The sequence below is a fragment of the Micromonospora carbonacea genome (assembly GCF_014205165.1).
Classification (GTDB): Bacteria; Actinomycetota; Actinomycetes; order Mycobacteriales; family Micromonosporaceae; genus Micromonospora; species Micromonospora carbonacea.
Map to the genome: position 1 here is coordinate 7,353,340 of NZ_JACHMZ010000001.1, position 18,273 is coordinate 7,371,612.

The following is an 18,273-nucleotide window of genomic DNA, read 5'->3' on the forward strand; positions in this document are numbered from 1 at the left end:
TGAGGCCAACGGGAGTTAAGCGGCTTGTTGGTGCGGTTCGGGTTTGTTGATCCAGACTTGTTTGGGCAGGTCGAGGATCTTGGGCACGGGCTGGGTGGTGCCGAACCGTTGCGGGTGTGCCGTGCGGGCTGCGGCGAGGGTGTCCTCGCGGTTGGCGCGGACGGTGTGGTGACGGCCGTGGTGGATGTCGGCGGGGGTGTGCAGGCCGATCCCGGAGTGCCGGTGGGCGTGGTTGTACCAGGTCACGAAGTCGTTCATGAACGTCCGCGCGTGGGCGAGGGACGCGAACCGGTCCGGGAAGACTGGCGCGTACTTCAACATCTTGAACCAGGCCTCGCTGTACGGGTTGTCGTTGGACACCTTCGGCCGGGAGTGCGAGCGAGTCACGTCGAGGTCTTCGAGTAGGTCAGCCACCGATTTCGACGTCATCGACGTGCCCCGGTCGGCGTGCACGACGTGCGGGACGCCATGGACACCGAAGACCTCGCGCATCATCGACTCCGCGAGGGGGCCGCACTCGCGGGCGTGCACCCGTGCCCCGACGATGTACCGGGAGTAGATGTCGATCATCACGTAGGCGTCGTGGTAGACGCCCTTCACCGGGCCGGCCAGCTTCGTGATGTCCCAGGTGTAGACCTGCCCCGGCCGGTCGGCGACCAGCTCGGGACGCCGGCGGGCCGGGTGCCGGGCCAGCCGGCGACGCCGTCGCCGGTGGTCCGCCGCGTCCGCACACGCAGACCCGCCACCGCGTTCAGGTCTTCCACGGCCGTGCCGCTCGCCCCGACGGGCACGTGTACCCGGCCTGATGCGCGGGTCCTATTCCGCTCGGGCGGGGCGGAGCACGTGGCGCACGGCGTCACGCAGCCACTGGTGGGCGCCGTCGACGCGGTGCCGTGGGTGCCAGGCCATGCCGATCGTCAGTGGTGGCAGCGGCAATGGGATTTCCAGCAGGCGCAGTCCCAGCGCGTGCGCCGCGTCGCTGAGCCGTGACGACGGCTCACCCGGCAGCGCGGTCGGTACCAGGCAGACCACGTCCTCGGCTGCGGCCAGCATCATCGCGGCCAGGTGTCCGGGCAGGACGGCGCTGACCCGCCGGCTGAGCCCCTGCGCGGCCAGGGCCGTGTCCAGCGGCCCGGTGAAACGTCCGCGGCGGCTGACCGCCACGTGCTCGGCCGCAGCGAGCCGGGCGGCGGTCAGCGTGCCCTCGGTGAGGGGGTGCCCGGCCCTGACGCCAGCCGCCATCCGCAGGGTGACGAGTTCTTCGACGCGCGTCTCCGGGTCGACGTGGTCGATGGCCCCGATTTCCAGGTCGATCCGTCCGTCACGCAGCGCGGGGCCCGCCTCCCACTCCTCGGCCAGCACCCGCAGCGAGACGCCCGGCGCCCGCCGTCGGGCGAGCCGGAGCAGACCGGGCGCGACTGCGGCACCGACCAGGTCAGCGGCCTGGACGGTGAAGGTGCGCCGCAGTGCCGCTGGATCGATTCCGCCGCTCGGGGCGAGCAACGCCTCTAGCCGGCGTACCACCGCGCCGGCCTCGTCCCGCAGCGCCTCGGCGCGCGGAGTGGGCACCATCCGCTGTCCGGCCCGCACCAGTAGTGGATCTCGGAGCACCCGGCGCAACCGGGCCAGGGTTCGGCTCATCGCCGCGGGGGAGGTCTGCAGCCGCGCGGCGGCGCGGGTGACGCTCTGCTCGGTCAGTAGGGCGTCGAGAGCGACGGCGAGGTTGGCGTCAAGGTTCGGGGCTGGGCTGCTCACCGCATTTATTCCACTTCAGGCAATGATTGGATGCTGAAGTTCCCATTGTGGCAATGCAGTGCCCCTCCGCACGATGAGTGAGTCCTGCCGATCCGACAATCGAGGTTTCATGATCGTGATTACCGGCCCCACCGGAAACATCGGGCGGCAACTGCTGTCGCTGCTGATCGAGGCCGCACCCGCAGGCCGTGAGGAGTTACGTGTCGTCGTCCGGGATCCGGCCCGGCTACCCGAAGGCGTCCGTGGACGGGTCGAGGTGGTCGTCGGCTCGCACGGCGACGCCGCGACCGTCGAGCGTGCCTTCGCCGGGGCGGACGCCGTGTTCTGGCTGGTGCCGCCGGACGCCTCCGCCACGCCCGACGAAGCCTACAGCGGCTTCACCCGACCGGCCGCGCGGGCTTTCGCCGCTCACGGCGTCGGCCATGTCGTCGGCGTCTCGGCGCTCGGCCGTGGCACCCCGCAGGCCGCCCGGTCCGGGCTGGTCACCGCCTCCCTGGCCATGGACGACCTGATCGCCGGCTCCGGCGTCGCCTACCGCGCCCTGATCTGCCCGTCCTTCTTCGAGAACCTGCTGGAGGAGGTCGACGCGATCCGCGACGACGGCGTCTTCACCGACACCGTCGCCGCGGCCCGTCCGGCCCCCATGGTGGCCGTCGCCGACATCGCCGCAGCCGCGGCCGTGCTGCTGCTGGACCGCTCCTGGACCGGGGTGGGCGACGTCCCGGTGCTCGGCCCGCAGGACCTCTCGCCCGACGACCTGGCCCGCATCATGACCGAGCAGCTGGGCCGTCCGGTCCGCTACCAGCGCCAGTCGCTCGACGAACTGCGCTCCACCATGCTCGGCTACGGCCTCAACGAGGCGTTCGTCGAGGCCATGGTCGACATGAAACGCGCCAAGGACGAAGGCCTGGACTCGGGCGTCGACCGCTCACCGCAGGCGGGGCCGGGCACCACGTTCGCGCACTGGTGCGCCCGAACGCTCCGACCCGCCGTTCTCACCGCGCAGGAGGCCGCCGATGCCCGCTGACCGGACCGAGCCGCCGGTCACCGCTTTCATGCTGGTCAAAACCACCCCCGAGTGGCTCGCGATGACTGTTGCCGAACGCATCCAGGCCTTCACCACCAACGTTCTGCCCGTCATCCAGGCCCGCACCCACGGGGTCCGCTCCCGCTTCTACGACACGGAGTTCTACTCGGCGCGGGTCACCGACATCTGGGTCTGGGAGGCGGATGACCACGACGCCTACCGGCTGCTGATCGACGCTTTGCGCGAGACCCCCTTCTGGGACCGCTACTTCGAGGTCGTCGACCTGGTCGTGGGCATCGAGAACGGCTACGCCCGCACCTACGGCCTGAAGCCGCTGGCCACCCTCGCCACCTGACGGTCCACCAGGCCGGCCGGTGCCGCCGTCGCCCGACGGCGGCACCCGCTCGGGGCAAGACACTCCAGCCGGTACCTGTTTCAGCGGGCGTCGGCCAGTCGGGCCATGTGCCCGTCCTCCAGCGGTACGTCCACCGCGTCGACGGCCTCGTCGAGTTGCGCGAGGCTGCTCACGCCGACGATCGGTCGGATGCCCTGCCGCAGCAGCCAGGCGAGCACCACCTGGTTACGCGTCGCCCTCGTCTCGACGGTGATCTCGTCGAGCGCGCCGAGGACCCGGCTCGTCCCCGGGTGGGCGTAGGCCTCGGGGAGGGGCTTGTCGGGACGCACGTAGCCACCGTTGATCAACGGAGTGTAGGCCCACACGTCCAGGCCCTCGGTGTGGGCGTAGTCGAGGTCGTCGGCGGTGAGGAGTTTGTGGCCCTGGTCGGGCAGCACGGCACCGGGCCTGGGCCGGGCCAGCGAGTGCCGCAGTTGCACCGTCGACCACTGCGCCACCCCGTGGTCCCGGGCCAGGGCGCGGGCCTGCTCGACCCGCCACGATCGCCCCGGCCGACAGCCCCTCGGCCGACTCGGGCCAGCGGTGCGCCACCAGCGGGTCGTACCGGACCTTCGTCGCGATCCGCACCCAAGCCCGCCCACCCGGACGCGCCTGCAGCCACGTCCCGATCACCCGCTCACTCGCCCCGCCGAGACCGGCCGGGTCGGACCAGAACGCGTAACAGTTGGCGGTGTCGAGCCACTCCCCGCCCACCTCCACGAACCTGTCCAGCAGCGCGAACGCGCGTTCCTGGTCCACCGTCGTGCCGTAGTTCATCGTCCCCAGCACCAGCCGGGCCGCTGCCCTGTCCCCTGCCATGACGTCGACCCTGACACCTGGAGCGCACTCCAGATCAAGCCCTCCGTCCGGGGTCGTCGGGCACGGGTGCGTCCACCATGTCCGGCCGGTCGGGGCGTCGGGTACCACGCCGACAGCCCACGGTCGCCAAACCCTAAGGATGCGAAATGCGTAACTTGCCCGATTTGCTTTCGTTCACTCGGTGACGGCTGCCGCCACATCACGCAGGCCCGTCATTCATCTGGACGGGGGAATTGGTGAGGACCGTCCTGCGAAGAACCACGAGCGCCGCCACGGCGCTGCTGGTCACCAGCCTGGCAACCCTGACCCTGGATACGCCGGCCCTGGCGGCACCGGGCGACGCGAGCGCCCGCGGGGTCGTCGTCGACCTTTCGGCCGAGGTGGCCGGGATAGCCGTGATCAGCGCCGACGCGACCATCGGCACCGCCGCCGCGCCCGCCGGAGGGGGCACCAACACCGAGACGCTGCTGGCGATCTCGATACCGGGGGCGGTCGGCGTGACCGCCAGCGGCACCGTCGAGGAGGTCACCGCCACCCGGGCAGACGACGGGTCGTCGGCGTCCTCCAGCGTCAACGGGCTCAACCTGGCCGTGCTCGGCATCGACGTGCTGAACGCCACGGAGGTCACCGCCACCGCGGTCTGTCCGCAGGTCGGCGCGACCAGCGCGGACACCACGCTCGTCGGGCTGGAACTGTTCGGCTCGGCGGTGACGCTGACGGCGAACACCCCCGCCGTCGTGGGTAGCGCGGCGGTGGTGGTGCCGGGGCTGCTGGACGCGAGCCTGAACGCCTCGTTGACCCGCGTCGAGACGACCACCGCCACCGGTGCCACCGCAATCACCGTGCGGGCCGTGCTGACCCTGTCGGGCAGCATCCTCGGTGTCCCGACCACCATCCCCGTCGGAACCGTCATCGTCGCCGAGGCACTCTGCGAGCGTCCGCCGGCGGCACCGACCACCGCGACGATCACCCCGGACGAGGGCCCGCAGTCGGGCGGCCAGACCGTGACGATCACCGGCACCGGCTTCATCCCGGGCGGCACCACGGTCACCTTCGACGGCGTACCCGCGACCGACGTCACGGTCGCACCGGGCGGCACCTCCTTGACGGCGGTCACCCCGCCCGGCGCGGTCGGACCCGCCGAGGTCGTGGTCGGCACGGTGAACGGCACGGCCGCCCCGCTGGGCTACACGTACCTGGCCGACGGCAGCGCGGCCACCATCACCGGCCTCACACCGACCTCCGGGCCGACCGTCGGCGGCACCACCGTGACCATCACCGGCACCGGCTTCACCGGAGCGGCCGGCGTGGACTTCGACGGCCTGCCCGGCACCGGGTTCACCGTCAACCCGGCCGGCACCACGATCACCGTGGTGACACCGCCGAGCCCGGCGGGCCCGGCCCTGGTCGAACTGGTCTTCCCGGCCGGTCGGGTGACCGCGCCGACGTTTACCTACCTCGGGCCGACGATCACCTCGATCGTCCCGGACACCGGACCGACCGCCGGCGGCACCACGGTGACCATCACCGGCACCGGCTTCACCGGGGCGACCGGAGTGACCTTCGGCGACACCCCGGGCACCAACGTCACGGTCAACCCGGGCGGCACCTCACTGACCGTGGTCACTCCGCCCGGTCAGGTCGGCCCGGTGGACGTCACCGTGCTCCTGCCGGGCGCGGACGCGACCGCCCCGGACGGTTTCACCTACGTGGCAGCGCCACCGACCGTCGCGTCGATCACCCCGAACGCGGGTCCCCAGTCGGGCGGACAGACCGTGACGATCACCGGTACCGGTTTCGTCCCCGGTGACACGACCGTCACCTTCGACGGGGCGCCGGCCACCAACGTCACGGTCGCCCAGGGTGGCACCTCCCTGACGGCGGTCACCCCGCCCGGCGCGGTCGGACCAGCCGTCGTGGTGGTGAGCACCGGCGGCGGTACGGCGGCACCGTTGGACTACACCTACCTCGCCGACGGCAGCGCCGCGACCGTGACCGGGCTGACCCCGACGAGCGGGCCGACCTCCGGCGGCACCACGGTCACCGTCACCGGGACCGGGTTCACCGGCGCCACCGGCGTGAACTTCGACGGGGTGCCCGGCACCGGGTTCACCGTCAACCCGGCCGGCACCACGATCACCGTGGTGACCCCGCCGAACGCGGCCGGGCCGGCAGACGTCCGACTGGTGTTCCCCGCCGGCACCGCCACCGCGCCCGTCTTCACGTACGTCGCACCGACGATCACCTCCATCGTGCCGGACACCGGACCGACCGCCGGTGGCACCACGGTGACCATCACCGGCACCGGTCTCACCGGCGCCACCGGCGTGAACTTCGGCAACACACCCGGCACCAACCTGGTCGTGAACCCGGACGGCACCTCGCTGACCGTGGTCACCCCGCCCGGCTCGCCCGGGACGGTGGACGTCACCGTCCTGCTGCCCGGTGACGACGTCACCGCACCGGACGGATTCACCTACGAACCCGTCCCGCCGCGCATCGACACCGTCAACCCCGGACAGGGGCCGACCGGGGGCGGCACGACCGTGACGGTCGGTGGCTCCGGGTTCGTACCGGGCGGCACCACGGTCACCATCTGCGGCACGACCATCCCGGCCGACCAGGTCACCGTGGCGCCGGACGGCCGCTCGCTGACCTTCCGCACACCGCGCTGCGCGGCCGGGAACACCACGATCACGGTGAGCACCGGCGGCGGCACCTCCAACGGAATCACCTTCCGCTACGTCGGGGGGATCCTGCCGGTGACCGGTGACGCCCTCACCGCGCCGCTGACCGTCGGGGTGATGCTCGCGCTCCTCGGTACCGTCCTCGTCGTGCTGACCCGCCGCCGGCACCGCGCCGGCCGCATCGGCTGACCGGATGCTCCCGGCCAGGGTCCCACCCGACCCTGGCCGGGAGCGACTCCGACCTATCCGGTACGCGCACCGCCGGGCGCTGGGCCGGTCGTCACGTCACGGCTCACCCGCCGCACGGCGTCCGCTCCGGCTCCACCGTCGCCGGGGGGCCGGGCCGGTCGTCGCGGGCGTCGAGGTAGCTGGCGAAGCCGTGCGCGGCCCGGCCATGACGGCGGGCACTGGTCCGCACAGGACAGCCGGCATCGGCGACGGCCCGTGCCCGGCCGACGTTTCGGGCCCGCACCATCAGGCCAGGCGGGACTTCATCCGTGAGTCGATGGAGTAGCCGACGATCCGGTGGGACCACACGTCCTTGATCGCGCAGAGGTAGAGCTTGCCTTCGGCGGTGCGGTGTTCGGTGATGTCGGCCAGCCACAACCGGTTCGGGCCGTCCGTGGTGAACTTGCGGCGCACGAGGTCGTCGTGCACGGGCGGACCGACCTTGCCGCCCTTGCCCCGACGCTTGCGTTTGCTGAACGCGCTCTACCAGCCCATGCGGCGGTGCGCTCGACCATCGGCTGGCCGGCGGCGCGGGCCTCATCGGCCGGGAACCGGTAGCCGAACTCCGGGTCGTCGCGATGGCGTCGAACAACGCGTCCGCCCGGTACGCCGCAGCCAGTTCGGCGTCGCCGACGGGCTGGGCACGCCACCGGTAGTAGGGCTGACGAGCGATGTTCAACACCCGGCACGTCACCGCGACGGGGATCCCGTCGGCGGCCAGCTCGCTCACGAGCGGGTAGAGCCTTTTCCCGGCAGGTTCGGCCTCCAATGGTCGGCGCAAAGCTATCGAAACAGCACACCCCTATCGTCATGCAGCACACGACGTCGACCGCTGCCGCGACTCAGCCGGCCTACTCCGCGCCAGGACCGGCCGCTCCAATGCTTGGTGATCACGTGGCTGTGGCCAGGGTGGATGGGGTTATCGGCATCCACAGCGCTGTGCCCGGCCACCGCGCCGGACCTGGCGTTCGTCTATCTCTGATCAGTACCGAAACCGTGCGCCAGCGGCCGGCTGTCCGCGCGGACAATCGACAAGAATGACCACTTTGCTGATACACGTCAGCTTTGTTGAGATCGGGTCGTGGTCTACTCGGGCACGGGAACCCCACGCCCGAGTAGACATCACCACGATCGTCGGCTGGTTGCCGGCGGTCGGACTTGCCAACTCGCCTTTGGTGCTGGTCAGGCGGGTACGAACTGCCACTGTTGGTTGGTGCCGCCGGTGGCGGTCCACTGTACGACCTGCGCTCCGTCGTTGGTCGCCGCGCCGTAGACGTCGGCTGCCAGTCCGCTGCCGCGGCTGACGATGGTGTAGTAGCCGTCGCCGGTGGGCCGCAGGTACCACATCTGGTTGGTGCCGCCGTTGGCCGACCACTGCTGTAGTTGCAGGCCCTGGGTGGTGCTGCCGCCGTTGACGTCGAGCACCTTTCCGGAGGTGGTGTAGCGCAGGGTGTAGGCGTCCTGTGTGGCGCTGATCGTCCAGGTGGGGGTGCCGCTCTGCTGGATCGTCTTGGCGCCGTCGGTGGTGGAGTTGCCGGCGATGGCGAGGGGCTTTCCGCTGTTGCGGTTGACGATGCGGTAGGTGCCGGGAGTGGGTCCGGTTCCGCTGCCTCCGCTGAGGTTGAAGTATTCGACCGCGTCGGTGAAGACGGTGCTGCCGGCTTTGGTGGTCGACAGTTGCAGGTACACGCGGCTGCCGGTGGCGGGGGTGGTGAAGGTCACCGGTTGGGTGACCCGGGAGCCGAGCGGGACGGTCAGGGTCGTGTTGCCGGACGCGACGACCGCGCCGGTCGGGCTGTCGAGCCGTGCGGTCCAGGTGAAGCCCACCGAGGTGTCGGTGAGGTCGTCGTTGAACACGGTGATGGTGCGGGTCACCGTGGCGTTGCGGGCGTAGCTGGGCACCGCCTGCGGCAGCGGGAAGGTGCCGTTCGAGTCCGAGTTGCCGGAGGCGGACCAGTAGGGGAGGTCGACCGCGGCCACCGGGTTGAACGCCGCCTGCACGCGCTGGATCTGCGGGTTGCCCCACGGGTCGGGCAGGTTGTCCACGCCGTAGACCGGGCGAGAGTTCTCCTCCGTGGTGAAGTCGGTGGTTCGCACGCCGGGCACGACGCTGGCCCAGGCGGACAGCAGCGTGTACGGGCGCAGGTCGCTGGCGTCCTTGCCGCGCTTGGCGGCAGTCGCGGTGGCGAACCACGTGAAGCCCTGCCTGGTGCTGCAGGCGGGCCAGATGTACTCACCTTCGCCGTCCGGGCGCCCGGTATGGCGATTCAGGGCCTCGCCGTAGCGGCCGACGCCGTCCAGGTAGTGCGCGAAGATGGCGAAGTTGGGGTAGGTCATGGCCGGGTACCGGCTGGGCGAGTCCGCGCCAATGCCGGCGTCGATGCTGATCGGCCGGGTGCCGTCGTTGCCGTTTATCGCCGCGTACAGGTCCTGTTGGAACTGCTGGGAGTCGTTGTTGTTGGAGCTGGGCTCGTTGATCTGGCTCCAGCGGATGATCGCCGGATGGTTGCGGTCGCGCAGGGTCAGCGCACGCGCGTGGGCCACCATGTTGTTGCGTCCGGACACGAAGTCCTGGGAACCACTGCGGATGGCGGTTTCGTCGATGATCATGAGGCCCATCTCGTCGGCCACGTCGAGCATGTAGGGGCTGGCCGGTTCCATGTGGATGCGCACCACGTTGTAGTTGAGGCGCTGGTAGTTGTCCACCGCCTGCGGCCAGCCGCCGTTGCCGGACGACGGGGGCAGGAAGCCGGGCAGGGTGTCGTACGCGTCGCCCTTGCCGCCGTTGTTGACCCGGTCGTAGTTGGCGCCCTGCAGGCTGTCGCCGCGGAAGTTCACCCGCACGCCGTTGAGGTAGTAGTACTCGCCGTTCTGCGTGCTCTCGCGGAATCCGAAGCGGTACGTGGCATCACTGGTGCGGCCGTCGTCAACGGTGGCGTGGATCGCCAGGCGGTGCAGTTGGGCCCGGTAGCCGGGCCGGTACGGCACGTTGGGCCACCAGTACGAGGTGGTGCCGAGGTCCCACGCTACGGGACCCACCGTGACCTTCGCCGTCGACCGGGCCGCCACCGTCACGGTCTGCTGCGGCAGCTGCGGGTAGCTGAAGGAGCCTGCCCCGTCGGACGCGAGCGATCCGGTCAGGGTGACAGTTCTGGTCGCGGCCGAGGAGTTGGTTACCGACACGTCGTAGCTGATGGTGCGGTTCGCCACCGAGGTGCGGACGAACGCGTCGCTGACGTACACCGCCGGGTACACCCGCAGGGACGCGGACCGGTAGATGCCCTGCGGTATCGCCTCGGACCAGTCGGCCGCTATGGGGACCAGGTACTTGCCGTCGGACGACCTCAACGCACCGCGGCCCTTCACCTGCACGCTGATCGTGTGGGTGGTGCCCGGTGCGGCGTAGCTACTGATGTCGAAGTTCGATGGGGTGAACGCGGTGGTCTGGGTCGCCACCACCCGGCCGTCGACCGACAGTGTCGCCTGGTGGTTGACGGCGCCGAACTCGATCCAGGTCGACTGCGGCTGCCCCGTGTCCGGCACGGTGATGCTGCGCGAGTACACCGCCTCGTTTACGTCGGTGAAGCCCTGCTTGTACCAGCCGCCGCCGGGTACCGTGATCGAGGTCGTTGCCCGACCCGCGGGCGTGAAGCTCCACGTCCCGCTCAGATCGACCGAGGTGATCGCGGCGTTCCCGGCCGCCACACCGTCAAGTCCGGCGGCCGCGATACTCTGCGTCGCGACCGGCGCGGCCAGGGCCGGCCCGGGGGTTGCCAGGGTCAGGCCGCCCAGCGTCAGGGGCAGGCTGAGCGCCACGGTCGCGGCCAGCCCTCTGGCCGACGCCGACAATCGACCGCACCAGCGGACGTTCGTACGATGCACGGTTACCTCCTGTGACTCACCCGACAGTCCTTATGACTCCGAGTCAAGGTGCACGTGCCGGCTGTAATCGAATCGATTCGACGACCGGCCGGTGTCGTCGACCACCCGGGAGGGTGAACACGGCCGACATGTAGATGTGATTAACCGGCAACACGAGCACTAAGTCAATGATCTGCGATCGTCGATCTATCGTCGAAGCCTGAAAGGCGATCAATTCTGACAAAAGCCGCAGCGAAGGGAGGCGGCCGATCAGGGCGGCCAGGCCGATCAGCATGATTCCGAGCAGCGCGCCGAGGGCGACCTCGGCGCGCTGCGCCCGGCGTACCGTCGACTCCCGGACGCGGCCGCCGTGTGCGGTCAGCGCCACGAATGTGCCAATGACATCAAGGTCGCGACGGTCGACCTTCAGGCGTTCAACTCCCCCGACGGGTACGACGAGCCGCCCTCGGTGACGCTGGCCATCGACAACCCGGAACAGCGCCCCACCGACATGACCAAGCTCGACGGGATGAGTGACAACACGGTCCGGAACCTGGCCGCATCGCTGCTGTCGGGCTTCTGGGACCGCGCCACGATCCGGCTCACCCCTCAGAAAGCGGCGAACCTCGGCGCGCCACTGATCGCCGCATCCCGCGCCGCCTGCGACAACACGCCAGTCAAAGCCTGACCACGGCGAGGATGTGAAGCGGCCCGCTGCCAGTGACTGGTTGAACGCTGCGGTCCGTCACCAGCGACTCCCTGGCTCGGCGAAGCGCGGCCCTCGCACCCGACCCTGATCCGGCCCGGTCGGGCGCACGCATGGGTACTCCATGGGTGCTCGGACGTCGGCGAACTGTGGGTGGGTAGGCTGGACTGCGCCGGATTTTCGACTCTATTCACAATGGTCCTCTGATTGATGTCCATCGTGCTGATCCTGTACCAGCGATAACGTGTCTGGATTGGGCTGTACGCGGCCAGGCTGGGCTGGACTATTTATGCATTGACACTTCTCACTGCGGATCAGAAGGTTGGGGGTTCGAGTCCCTTCGGGCGCACTTCACAATCAAGGTCGTGACCAGCGGAAACGCCGGTCGCGGCCTTGATCGCTTTCGCGGGTTGGGACGGATGGTCCCATGAATTGGAATCTGGTGCTCCGTGGTCGATGTGCTGGTTCGGCAGGGGTTCGTGCTGGTTGGTGTTGACCAGCGCTCCAGGCGTCCACCAACACTTGTGAGTGGGGGATAGATTGCGGTCCGTGATTGCACGGACCACGTCATCCGACCGTCCCGCGGACGGCGAAGGCATGTCCGCCGTCCGCCGCGCGCATCTGGTCGGCAGCTTCCCGGCCGACGACGCTGCCGAGGCGATGCGGATCGTCGCCACCCGGCTCGGGCCGAGTCTGGACTACCTGCCCGACGGCGAGACCGGCGAGCGACGTTCCTGGATCACCACCACCATCGACCGGTTCCGGCACCACCCGGCGCTGGAACTGAGCCGGCCCGGCGACTGGTCCAGCTACGAGTCGACGCCACGGTTTCGGGTGCGGCGCGGCGAACGGCTCGACGCTGACACGATCGACCTCGGCATCGCCGCCGCCGCGAAAGCCTCCCTACCGGCGTATCTCGACCAGCGCGGGACGATCGGCGGAGGCGGGCTTCAGATCGGCATCCCCGGGGCCCTCGACCTGGCCATGTTCGCCTTCGGACCGGCCGGCATGCTGCGCTACGCGGACCGGTTCGCCGACGCCCTCACCCGCGAGATGCACGACGTCCACGCGACGGCCGGCGACGTCCTGTTCCAGATCGAGATCCCGGTCGAGCTGATTCTGCTCACTCGCATGCCCGGACCCTCCCGCAAGCCACTCGCCCGATTGCTGGCCAAGCGCGTCGGCGCCCTCGCCGGCGCCGCCCCGGCCGGCGCCCAGTTCGGCGTCCATCTGTGCCTCGGCGACCTCAACCACCGGGCCCTCGGCGCGCTGAACGACGCCCGGCCGGTGGTCGACCTGGCCAACGCGCTGGCCGCCCGCTGGCCCGCCGGCCGCCCGCTGCGCTACGTCCACGGCCCGCTGGCCGCCGCCGACCTTCCCCCGGCCGACGATCCCGCCTTCTACCGCCCGTTGCGCGACCTGCGTCTGGGCGGCGCCCGGTTCATCGCGGGCTACGCGCACGAGAGGCAGAACCTGAGCACCCAGCAGCGCATCCGCGGCTACCTTGAGGACGCCCTCGGCGCCCCCGCCGATGTCTCCACCAGCTGCGGGCTCGGGCGCCGCGACCGGCCGTCCGCCATCGCCGCCCTGGACCGCATCAAGGAACTGCTGGCCGGGTAGGCAGGACTCCGCCTCGCCACATCGTCCGCGGCCGGGACCGCGCTCGCCAGGCCGAGTGACGACCGCGCGTCGCGGCGGCTCCACGAAGCGGGATCCCCGGCACACCAGCGCCGGACCTGGTCAACCGGCAGTTCGCCGCCGGCGGACCGAACCGGCTCTGGGTCGCCGACGCCACCCGCATCCCCTGCGGCGAGGGCGTGTTCTGACTCGCTGCCGTCCGCGACGCTTCTCCCGCCGGATCGTCGGGACCAGCCGAACCACCTATCGCCACCCCTGTACCAGCCGGCGGCGGGTAACCGCCGCTCCAGCAACGTGGGGGGACTCACGCCCGCCCACCGTCAGAACCCGGGGTCGGCGGCGAGGCCCCTCGGGGCTGGCAACTGGCGTCCGTTGCGCTCCGCGACCGTCCACAAGTACATTCCGACGTCGTCGCACTCCTTGACGATGTAGTTCTCGAGTAGGGTGCCGTCGGGGTCCAGGGCGTCGTACCGCTCCCACTGCTCGGTGCAGAAGAGGAAGGCCGGCAACAGGTCCGGCGAGTCCGGCTCCTGGCCACTGTCCGCGACGGCAGCCAGCGCCTCGAAGAAGCCATCGGTGACGAGCTCGCACAGTCGCTCGCGGCCCGGGCCGGGACCCAGGGCACGTAGCCACCGGCGCCACCCCTCGGTCGCTGGTGCCGGGAACCCCCTGTCGTCGAGGCGCACCAACTCTGCCACCAGGGATGCCGGGTCGTAGCTGTCGAACAGGTCGAACCGCCCCTTCAGGATCGCCACGACGGCGAGCCCCGTGCGCCTCCTGCCGACCGGCGCGGGCTGGCACAGATGGGTGTTGGTCAGCGCGAGATCGAGCACCGCGCGAGCCTCCAGCTCCACGTCCCCGGGACTGCGCGGCATCGGCCAGCTTCTCAGCGCGTACTCGAAGTCACCGAGGAGGACCGGGTGGTCGGTGACGCGCAGGAGGTCGGCCATCGCCCCGCGCAACTCGGGATCGGCGGACTTGAGGGCTGCCGCAAGCACCCGTCTGCCGTTCGGTGGTGCGGTGACCAGTCGTACCCGTGGTTCGTGCGGGCAGTCCGGCGCGGGCGCGAGCAGGAACCGCAACGCCGGCCCCGGCGTGGCGGTCAGGGCGTCCCAGACGTGGTTGGTCACCTTCTGGTCGTTGCCCCAGGCCAGGGCCAGGGCCTCCTCGGCCATCGCCGCGACCCGCTCGTCTCGCGCCCCCGCCATCAGCCGGGCCACCGCAGCGACGTTGCGGACATACGGGTGCCTCAGTCGTCTACACAGGATTCGGGCGGCGAGCCTCGCCGACGGGCCGGTGCCGCTGACCGCGATCTGCTCCAGCATCCCTCCATCATCGGGTTCACCCGAAGCCCGTGGGGTCCTACGGAAAGTCAGGGGTCGGTGGCGTTTAGTGCCGGGGGTTCGCTGCCGGAATCGACCATTCGAGGCCCGCGCGATCCGGCCGGCGCGCCAAGCAGCGGATCGATGAGACGGGATTCGCCCGCCCGAGTCGTCAGCGGACTGGTAGGCGCCGTAGGGATTCGAAGGGTCACGCTGTCGTCGGCGGTCCACTGGGCTCTGTCGCCATCGGGCCATCGGGCCAACCCGCCACCAGGCCGGAAACCGGTGGCGGGTCGTCGTCCGGAGCTGTCACGTCGGCGGTGTGGGAACCGACGGGGTGGCGGCCCTCAGGTCAGATCTTCAGCTCCTTACGGCACCAGCGTCGCACCAGGGCACGTTTACCCGCGGACAGCTCCCGGGTGATCGGCATCTCCAGGGCGGTGCCCCGACGGCTCTCGTCGATCACGTCCAGCATCAGTCCCGCGAAGTGGGTCACCCGGTTCGGATCGTGAGGGGTGTTGGCCGGCCCCCACGGAATGATCGTCCCCATGATCGGGTAGAGCAGCGCGTAGTAGCTGAACACCTCCCGGTACACCAGGTCGAAGGTGAGCTGGTCGTCCGGTATGCCGCTGTAGTCGTCGTACGGCAGTGCCCGGACCGTGGAGAAGTACTCCACCGCCCAGGCCGGGTTGTCCGGGTCGGCGTGGGTGTCCGGCGGCAGGTACCGCAGCTTGTAGCAGGCCGGGGCGTCGACCTCGATCGGCACGTCCACCCGGCCGCCGGCCGGCACCCGCACGGTGAACTCGCCGACCTTCTCCTCACCGAGTGAGGTCGCGGTCAGCACCAGCGGGTTCACCGAGTTCACCCGGCCGGGTGTCTGCACGTCCCGCCAGACCTGCACGGTCAGGGTCAGGGGCTCGGTGATCGGCTCGCCCTTGCGGAACAGCCGCAGCGCGGCTGTCCCCTTCGCCCGCTGGCCGGGGCCGTCCGGCGCCATGTCCAGGTACACCGCCTGGTCGTCGGTGGCGACCTGGACCGTCCCGATCTCCCGCAGCAGCAGCACGGGACGGTGGTCGACCCAGGCCCGCAGTTGCAGCACGCCGTCGTGGATGTGCTGCCCGATCTCGCTGCGCGGACTGAAGTCGAACTCGACCACTCCGCCGTACGTCTCGTAGGGGCCCTGCTCGTAGTCCACCACGCCGATCATCGTGCGCCGCTGCTGGCCCCCGACCTCGTAGAGCAGCTCCAGGAACACGCCCCCGTCGAAATCGATCTTGCTGAAGTCGCCGCCGCCGACCTCAGGGAACGCGGTGCCCAGGTCGAGCACCACCCGGTTCTCGTCGATGTACGCCATGGCCGGGCCGACCAGCTCCGCGTCCGCGCTCGACGCGCTCAGCGCGTTCAGGGTGGTGCCGGGGATTTCGACGCGTTCCACGTCCTCGTGGGTCTTGACCCGCATCCGGGTCACCGCCCGGGGGGCGCCCCCGTCGGCCGGGAAGTAGGGCGGGCCGGGCTGGTGCAGGGCCCGGCCGACCGGGGCGGAGATCATGTCGGTGCCGTTCCACACGCCGACGGTGCCGACCACCCGACCGATCTTCGGGTTCATCGCCCGCTCGCCCCGCTGGAACTTGTCGTACATGGTCATCTGGTCGAAGCTGGTCCGCATCCCGTAGAAGCACCAGCGCAGCAGCAGACCACCGCCGTCGGCAGCGCCCTCGCGCAGAGCACGCAGGCCGTCCGAGTCCGGCGCTCGCTCCGGGTCGACGAAGACCAGCGTGGAGTTCGGGATGACGGCCTGGAAGGAGCCGGCACCGCCGGGACGGAAGAAGTTCAGCCACCTGGTGAACGAGGTGGTCGGCACCCCCCGCACCAGCTCGGTCGGCTCGCCGTCGCGGTCCGGGCCGATGATCCGGAAGCCGGCCGCCACGAACTGGGTGCCGTAGCTGTCGGCCGGGTTCACGTCGACGATCCGGGCGTTGAACGCGAGATACGCGTTGAGCAGCGGATCCCGGGCGGCTCTGGTCACCGGTTGGTCGTCCACCCACACGCTTGTCGCCTGCGCGTTGCCGAACGTGGCGAGGTGGTCACCCCAGTAGTTCCAGTAGCCCGGCATGCCGGACTGCCAGTTGGGGTTGGGCGTGGCCGCCGTGTCCGGGTCCGCGTACACCACCAGGCTGGTCATCCATTCCCGGTACGCGGCGTCGTCCATCGCCGGCAGGGTCGCGCCCTCCACCACCGGCGGATTCAACACCTGGACCCGGTCGTAGTCCAGCAGATGGACGATGTTCTCGTTGTTGGCGGTGGACGGGTTGACCATCGCGTCGGTGCCGAAGAACCCGATTCTGGGCCGGGCCAGATAGCTCATGCGGACAACTCCACGGACGACGGGGCGAAGAGCGGGACCAGCGTTTCCAGCCGGGCGGCGATGGTGGCCAGCGCGTCCTGCGCCTCAGCGCCGATCCCGGAGCCGGTGAGGCCGAGCACCCGGCACCGTCCGGCGACCGCGAGCAGTCGTCCGGCCAGCGCGTCGATCGTGGCCGGCGGGCCGGTCGGCTGGGGTTGCGGTAGCTCGAAGCTGGGTCCGGCGTACCGGCCCGGGTGGTCCGCGCCGGCCGGCAGCCGGGTCAGCAGCGCCGCGAGCGGCTTGATGCCCAGCGGCATCAGAGCGGTGATCACGCGCGCCAGGCCCCGCCGCTGTGCGGCGCTCTCGCCGTCCGGCGTGAACAGCCGGGTCAGCATGTCCACGAAGAGCAGGTACAGCTCGTTGAAGGCGGCGCCGACCGACCGCGCCGCCGGGTCGGTGATCAGGGTGCCGCCGGTGCTCGTCGCGTCGTAGGCCGGGTTCTCCACGGTCGGCCAGCCTGGGACGAAGTCCGGCTGCGTGCGGTTGAGCCCGTCCAACTGGTCGGCGATCTGGTGGAAGTACGCGAAGTGCGAGTTCGACTGCCAGTCCGGCACGCCCTCGCCCTCCAGCACGATGAGGTCGATGTACCGGGCGGCCTGCTCGGCGGTGGTTATCGCTTCCAGCGTCGGGGTCAGCGGAATGAGGGCGCTGGTGACCTGCCGGGTCGCGGACGCCCGGTCGATCCACTCCGGATGACCCAGGATCGCCTTCTTGATCTGGTCGTAGAGTTCGGCGATCGAGCCGTACGGCCGCTCCTGGCTGGGGGGCATCGCCAGGTTCAGCCGGGCGTGCGCCTGCCGCCCGCACTCGGCGCAGAAGGCGTCCCACCAGCCGTCCGGCTCCGGCTTCTCCCAGCACAGGAACCGGTTGACGGTGTCCCGGTCGAACGGTGTCAACGTGGACGGCAGGTTTATGTCCGAGTACCGGCTGGCCGGCTGCGGGAAGTTGGGCCGCCACAGCAACGGCGGGGCACCCAGCGCGATCAGGATGTTGTTGGCCAGGGTGAGGTGGTACATCTCCTGCACGGCGATGCGGGTGAGCTGATGGCTCCACTGCTCGGTCAGGGCAGCCCGGACCGCGGTGATCCCGGGATCACCGCCGTGGGCCAGGGTCGCCGCCGCGTACAGGTACTGCACGCAGAGCATGTGTTCCAGCTCGCAAGCATCGTGGAGCATCTTGATGGTCGTGGGCTTGTCCAGCAACGCGGGCTCGATGGCGGCCACGCACAACCTCCCCCTCGTGAGCGGAAAGTGTTCCGATGACTACCCGACGCTACAAACGGGGGGTCCGGCCGCCAACCCATTGGCCAGGATCTATCGAATCATGGGAAGGTCGAGCGCCACGCGGTACAATGCCGCACCGCCCTCGGTGGCAGTCGGGATCCGGTGGGACAGCGCTCCGCCCAGGACCGCTGGAGGAAGCCCGTGCACAG

At 70.3% G+C, this 18,273-nt stretch carries 12 protein-coding genes and 3 pseudogenes; 5 read left to right on the forward strand and 10 right to left on the reverse strand.

Annotation, left to right across the window (positions count from 1 at the left end):
• Positions 1-15: 15 nt before the first annotated feature.
• Both HDA31_RS31015 and HDA31_RS31020 read right to left on the reverse strand, forming a co-directional pair.
• Positions 16-708, reverse strand: a pseudogene (locus tag HDA31_RS31015) (transposase); the annotation flags it as partial.
• A 108-nt stretch (positions 709-816) separates the two neighbouring features.
• Positions 817-1,755, reverse strand: coding sequence for a LysR family transcriptional regulator (locus tag HDA31_RS31020; protein WP_219824969.1), 939 nt, complete (start codon positions 1,753-1,755; stop codon positions 817-819).
• Between the two features lie 109 nt (positions 1,756-1,864).
• On the opposite strand from HDA31_RS31020, the gene HDA31_RS31025 reads away from it, so the two are divergent.
• Together HDA31_RS31025 and HDA31_RS31030 are read left to right on the forward strand one after the other, a co-directional pair.
• Positions 1,865-2,782 (forward strand): NAD(P)H-binding protein, encoded by a 918-nt coding sequence (locus HDA31_RS31025; RefSeq protein ID WP_178066828.1) that lies wholly within the window; start codon positions 1,865-1,867, stop codon positions 2,780-2,782.
• Positions 2,772-3,137, forward strand: coding sequence for a darcynin family protein (locus tag HDA31_RS31030; RefSeq protein ID WP_178066827.1), 366 nt, complete (start codon positions 2,772-2,774; stop codon positions 3,135-3,137). Before HDA31_RS31025 ends, HDA31_RS31030 begins: the two co-directional genes overlap by 11 nt.
• Before the next feature lie 80 nt (positions 3,138-3,217).
• On the opposite strand, the gene HDA31_RS32790 is transcribed toward HDA31_RS31030, so the two are convergent.
• Positions 3,218-3,634 carry an aldo/keto reductase gene (locus HDA31_RS32790; protein ID WP_246384203.1) on the reverse strand — a complete coding sequence of 139 codons (417 nt, stop codon included), beginning with the start codon at positions 3,632-3,634 and terminating at the stop codon, positions 3,218-3,220.
• Between the two features lie 154 nt (positions 3,635-3,788).
• Positions 3,789-3,995, reverse strand: a pseudogene (locus tag HDA31_RS32795) (aldo/keto reductase); the annotation flags it as partial.
• 236 nt (positions 3,996-4,231) lie between these two features.
• On the opposite strand from HDA31_RS32795, the gene HDA31_RS31040 reads away from it, so the two are divergent.
• On the forward strand, positions 4,232-6,871 hold the full coding sequence (locus HDA31_RS31040) for an IPT/TIG domain-containing protein (protein WP_178066826.1): 2,640 nt from the start codon (positions 4,232-4,234) through the stop codon (positions 6,869-6,871).
• 288 nt (positions 6,872-7,159) lie between these two features.
• On the opposite strand, the pseudogene HDA31_RS32800 reads toward HDA31_RS31040, so the two are convergent.
• The 3 genes and pseudogenes from HDA31_RS32800 to HDA31_RS31055 form a co-directional block, all read right to left on the reverse strand.
• Positions 7,160-7,658: pseudogene (locus HDA31_RS32800) on the reverse strand (transposase family protein); the annotation flags it as partial.
• Positions 7,659-8,092: 434 nt separating this feature from the next.
• The gene (locus HDA31_RS31050; RefSeq protein ID WP_178066824.1) at positions 8,093-10,792 is read right to left on the reverse strand and encodes an RICIN domain-containing protein; all 2,700 of its coding nucleotides are present in this window, start codon (positions 10,790-10,792) and stop codon (positions 8,093-8,095) included.
• Between the two features lie 43 nt (positions 10,793-10,835).
• A complete protein-coding gene (locus tag HDA31_RS31055; RefSeq protein ID WP_178062722.1) occupies positions 10,836-11,159 on the reverse strand; it encodes a hypothetical protein in 324 nt (107 codons plus the stop codon).
• Here HDA31_RS31055 and HDA31_RS31060 point away from each other — a divergent pair.
• Positions 11,142-11,459, forward strand: a complete 318-nt coding sequence (locus tag HDA31_RS31060) for a hypothetical protein (protein WP_178066823.1) — start codon at positions 11,142-11,144, stop codon at positions 11,457-11,459. The two genes, HDA31_RS31055 and HDA31_RS31060, sit on opposite strands and share 18 nt — an antisense overlap.
• Before the next feature lie 615 nt (positions 11,460-12,074).
• Positions 12,075-13,097, forward strand: coding sequence for a hypothetical protein (locus HDA31_RS31065; protein ID WP_178066822.1), 1,023 nt, complete (start codon positions 12,075-12,077; stop codon positions 13,095-13,097).
• Positions 13,098-13,435: 338 nt separating this feature from the next.
• Here the strand turns inward: HDA31_RS31065 and HDA31_RS31070 are convergent, their stop codons facing one another.
• The 3 genes from HDA31_RS31070 to HDA31_RS31080 all read right to left on the reverse strand — a co-directional run bounded on the left by HDA31_RS31070 (position 13,436) and on the right by HDA31_RS31080 (position 18,064).
• Complete coding sequence (locus HDA31_RS31070; RefSeq protein WP_178066821.1) at positions 13,436-14,440, reverse strand: hypothetical protein; 1,005 nt, start codon at positions 14,438-14,440, stop codon at positions 13,436-13,438.
• 349 nt (positions 14,441-14,789) lie between these two features.
• The gene (locus HDA31_RS31075) at positions 14,790-16,802 is read right to left on the reverse strand and encodes a hypothetical protein (protein WP_178066820.1); all 2,013 of its coding nucleotides are present in this window, start codon (positions 16,800-16,802) and stop codon (positions 14,790-14,792) included.
• Positions 16,799-18,064 (reverse strand): ferritin-like domain-containing protein, encoded by a 1,266-nt coding sequence (locus HDA31_RS31080; protein WP_178066819.1) that lies wholly within the window; start codon positions 18,062-18,064, stop codon positions 16,799-16,801. Before HDA31_RS31080 ends, HDA31_RS31075 begins: the two co-directional genes overlap by 4 nt.
• Positions 18,065-18,273: the final 209 nt, after the last annotated feature.

Bases quoted from the DNA above. Each gene is read 5' to 3' on its own strand.
- HDA31_RS31030 (WP_178066827.1), top strand. From the start codon at position 2,772: ATGCCCGCTGACCGGACCGAGCCGCCGGTCACCGCTTTCATGCTGGTC.
- HDA31_RS31065 (WP_178066822.1), top strand. From the start codon at position 12,075: ATGTCCGCCGTCCGCCGCGCGCATCTGGTCGGCAGCTTCCCGGCCGAC.
- HDA31_RS31070 (WP_178066821.1), bottom strand. From the start codon at position 14,440: ATGCTGGAGCAGATCGCGGTCAGCGGCACCGGCCCGTCGGCGAGGCTC.
- HDA31_RS31025 (WP_178066828.1), top strand. From the start codon at position 1,865: ATGATCGTGATTACCGGCCCCACCGGAAACATCGGGCGGCAACTGCTG.
- HDA31_RS31075 (WP_178066820.1), bottom strand. From the start codon at position 16,802: ATGAGCTATCTGGCCCGGCCCAGAATCGGGTTCTTCGGCACCGACGCG.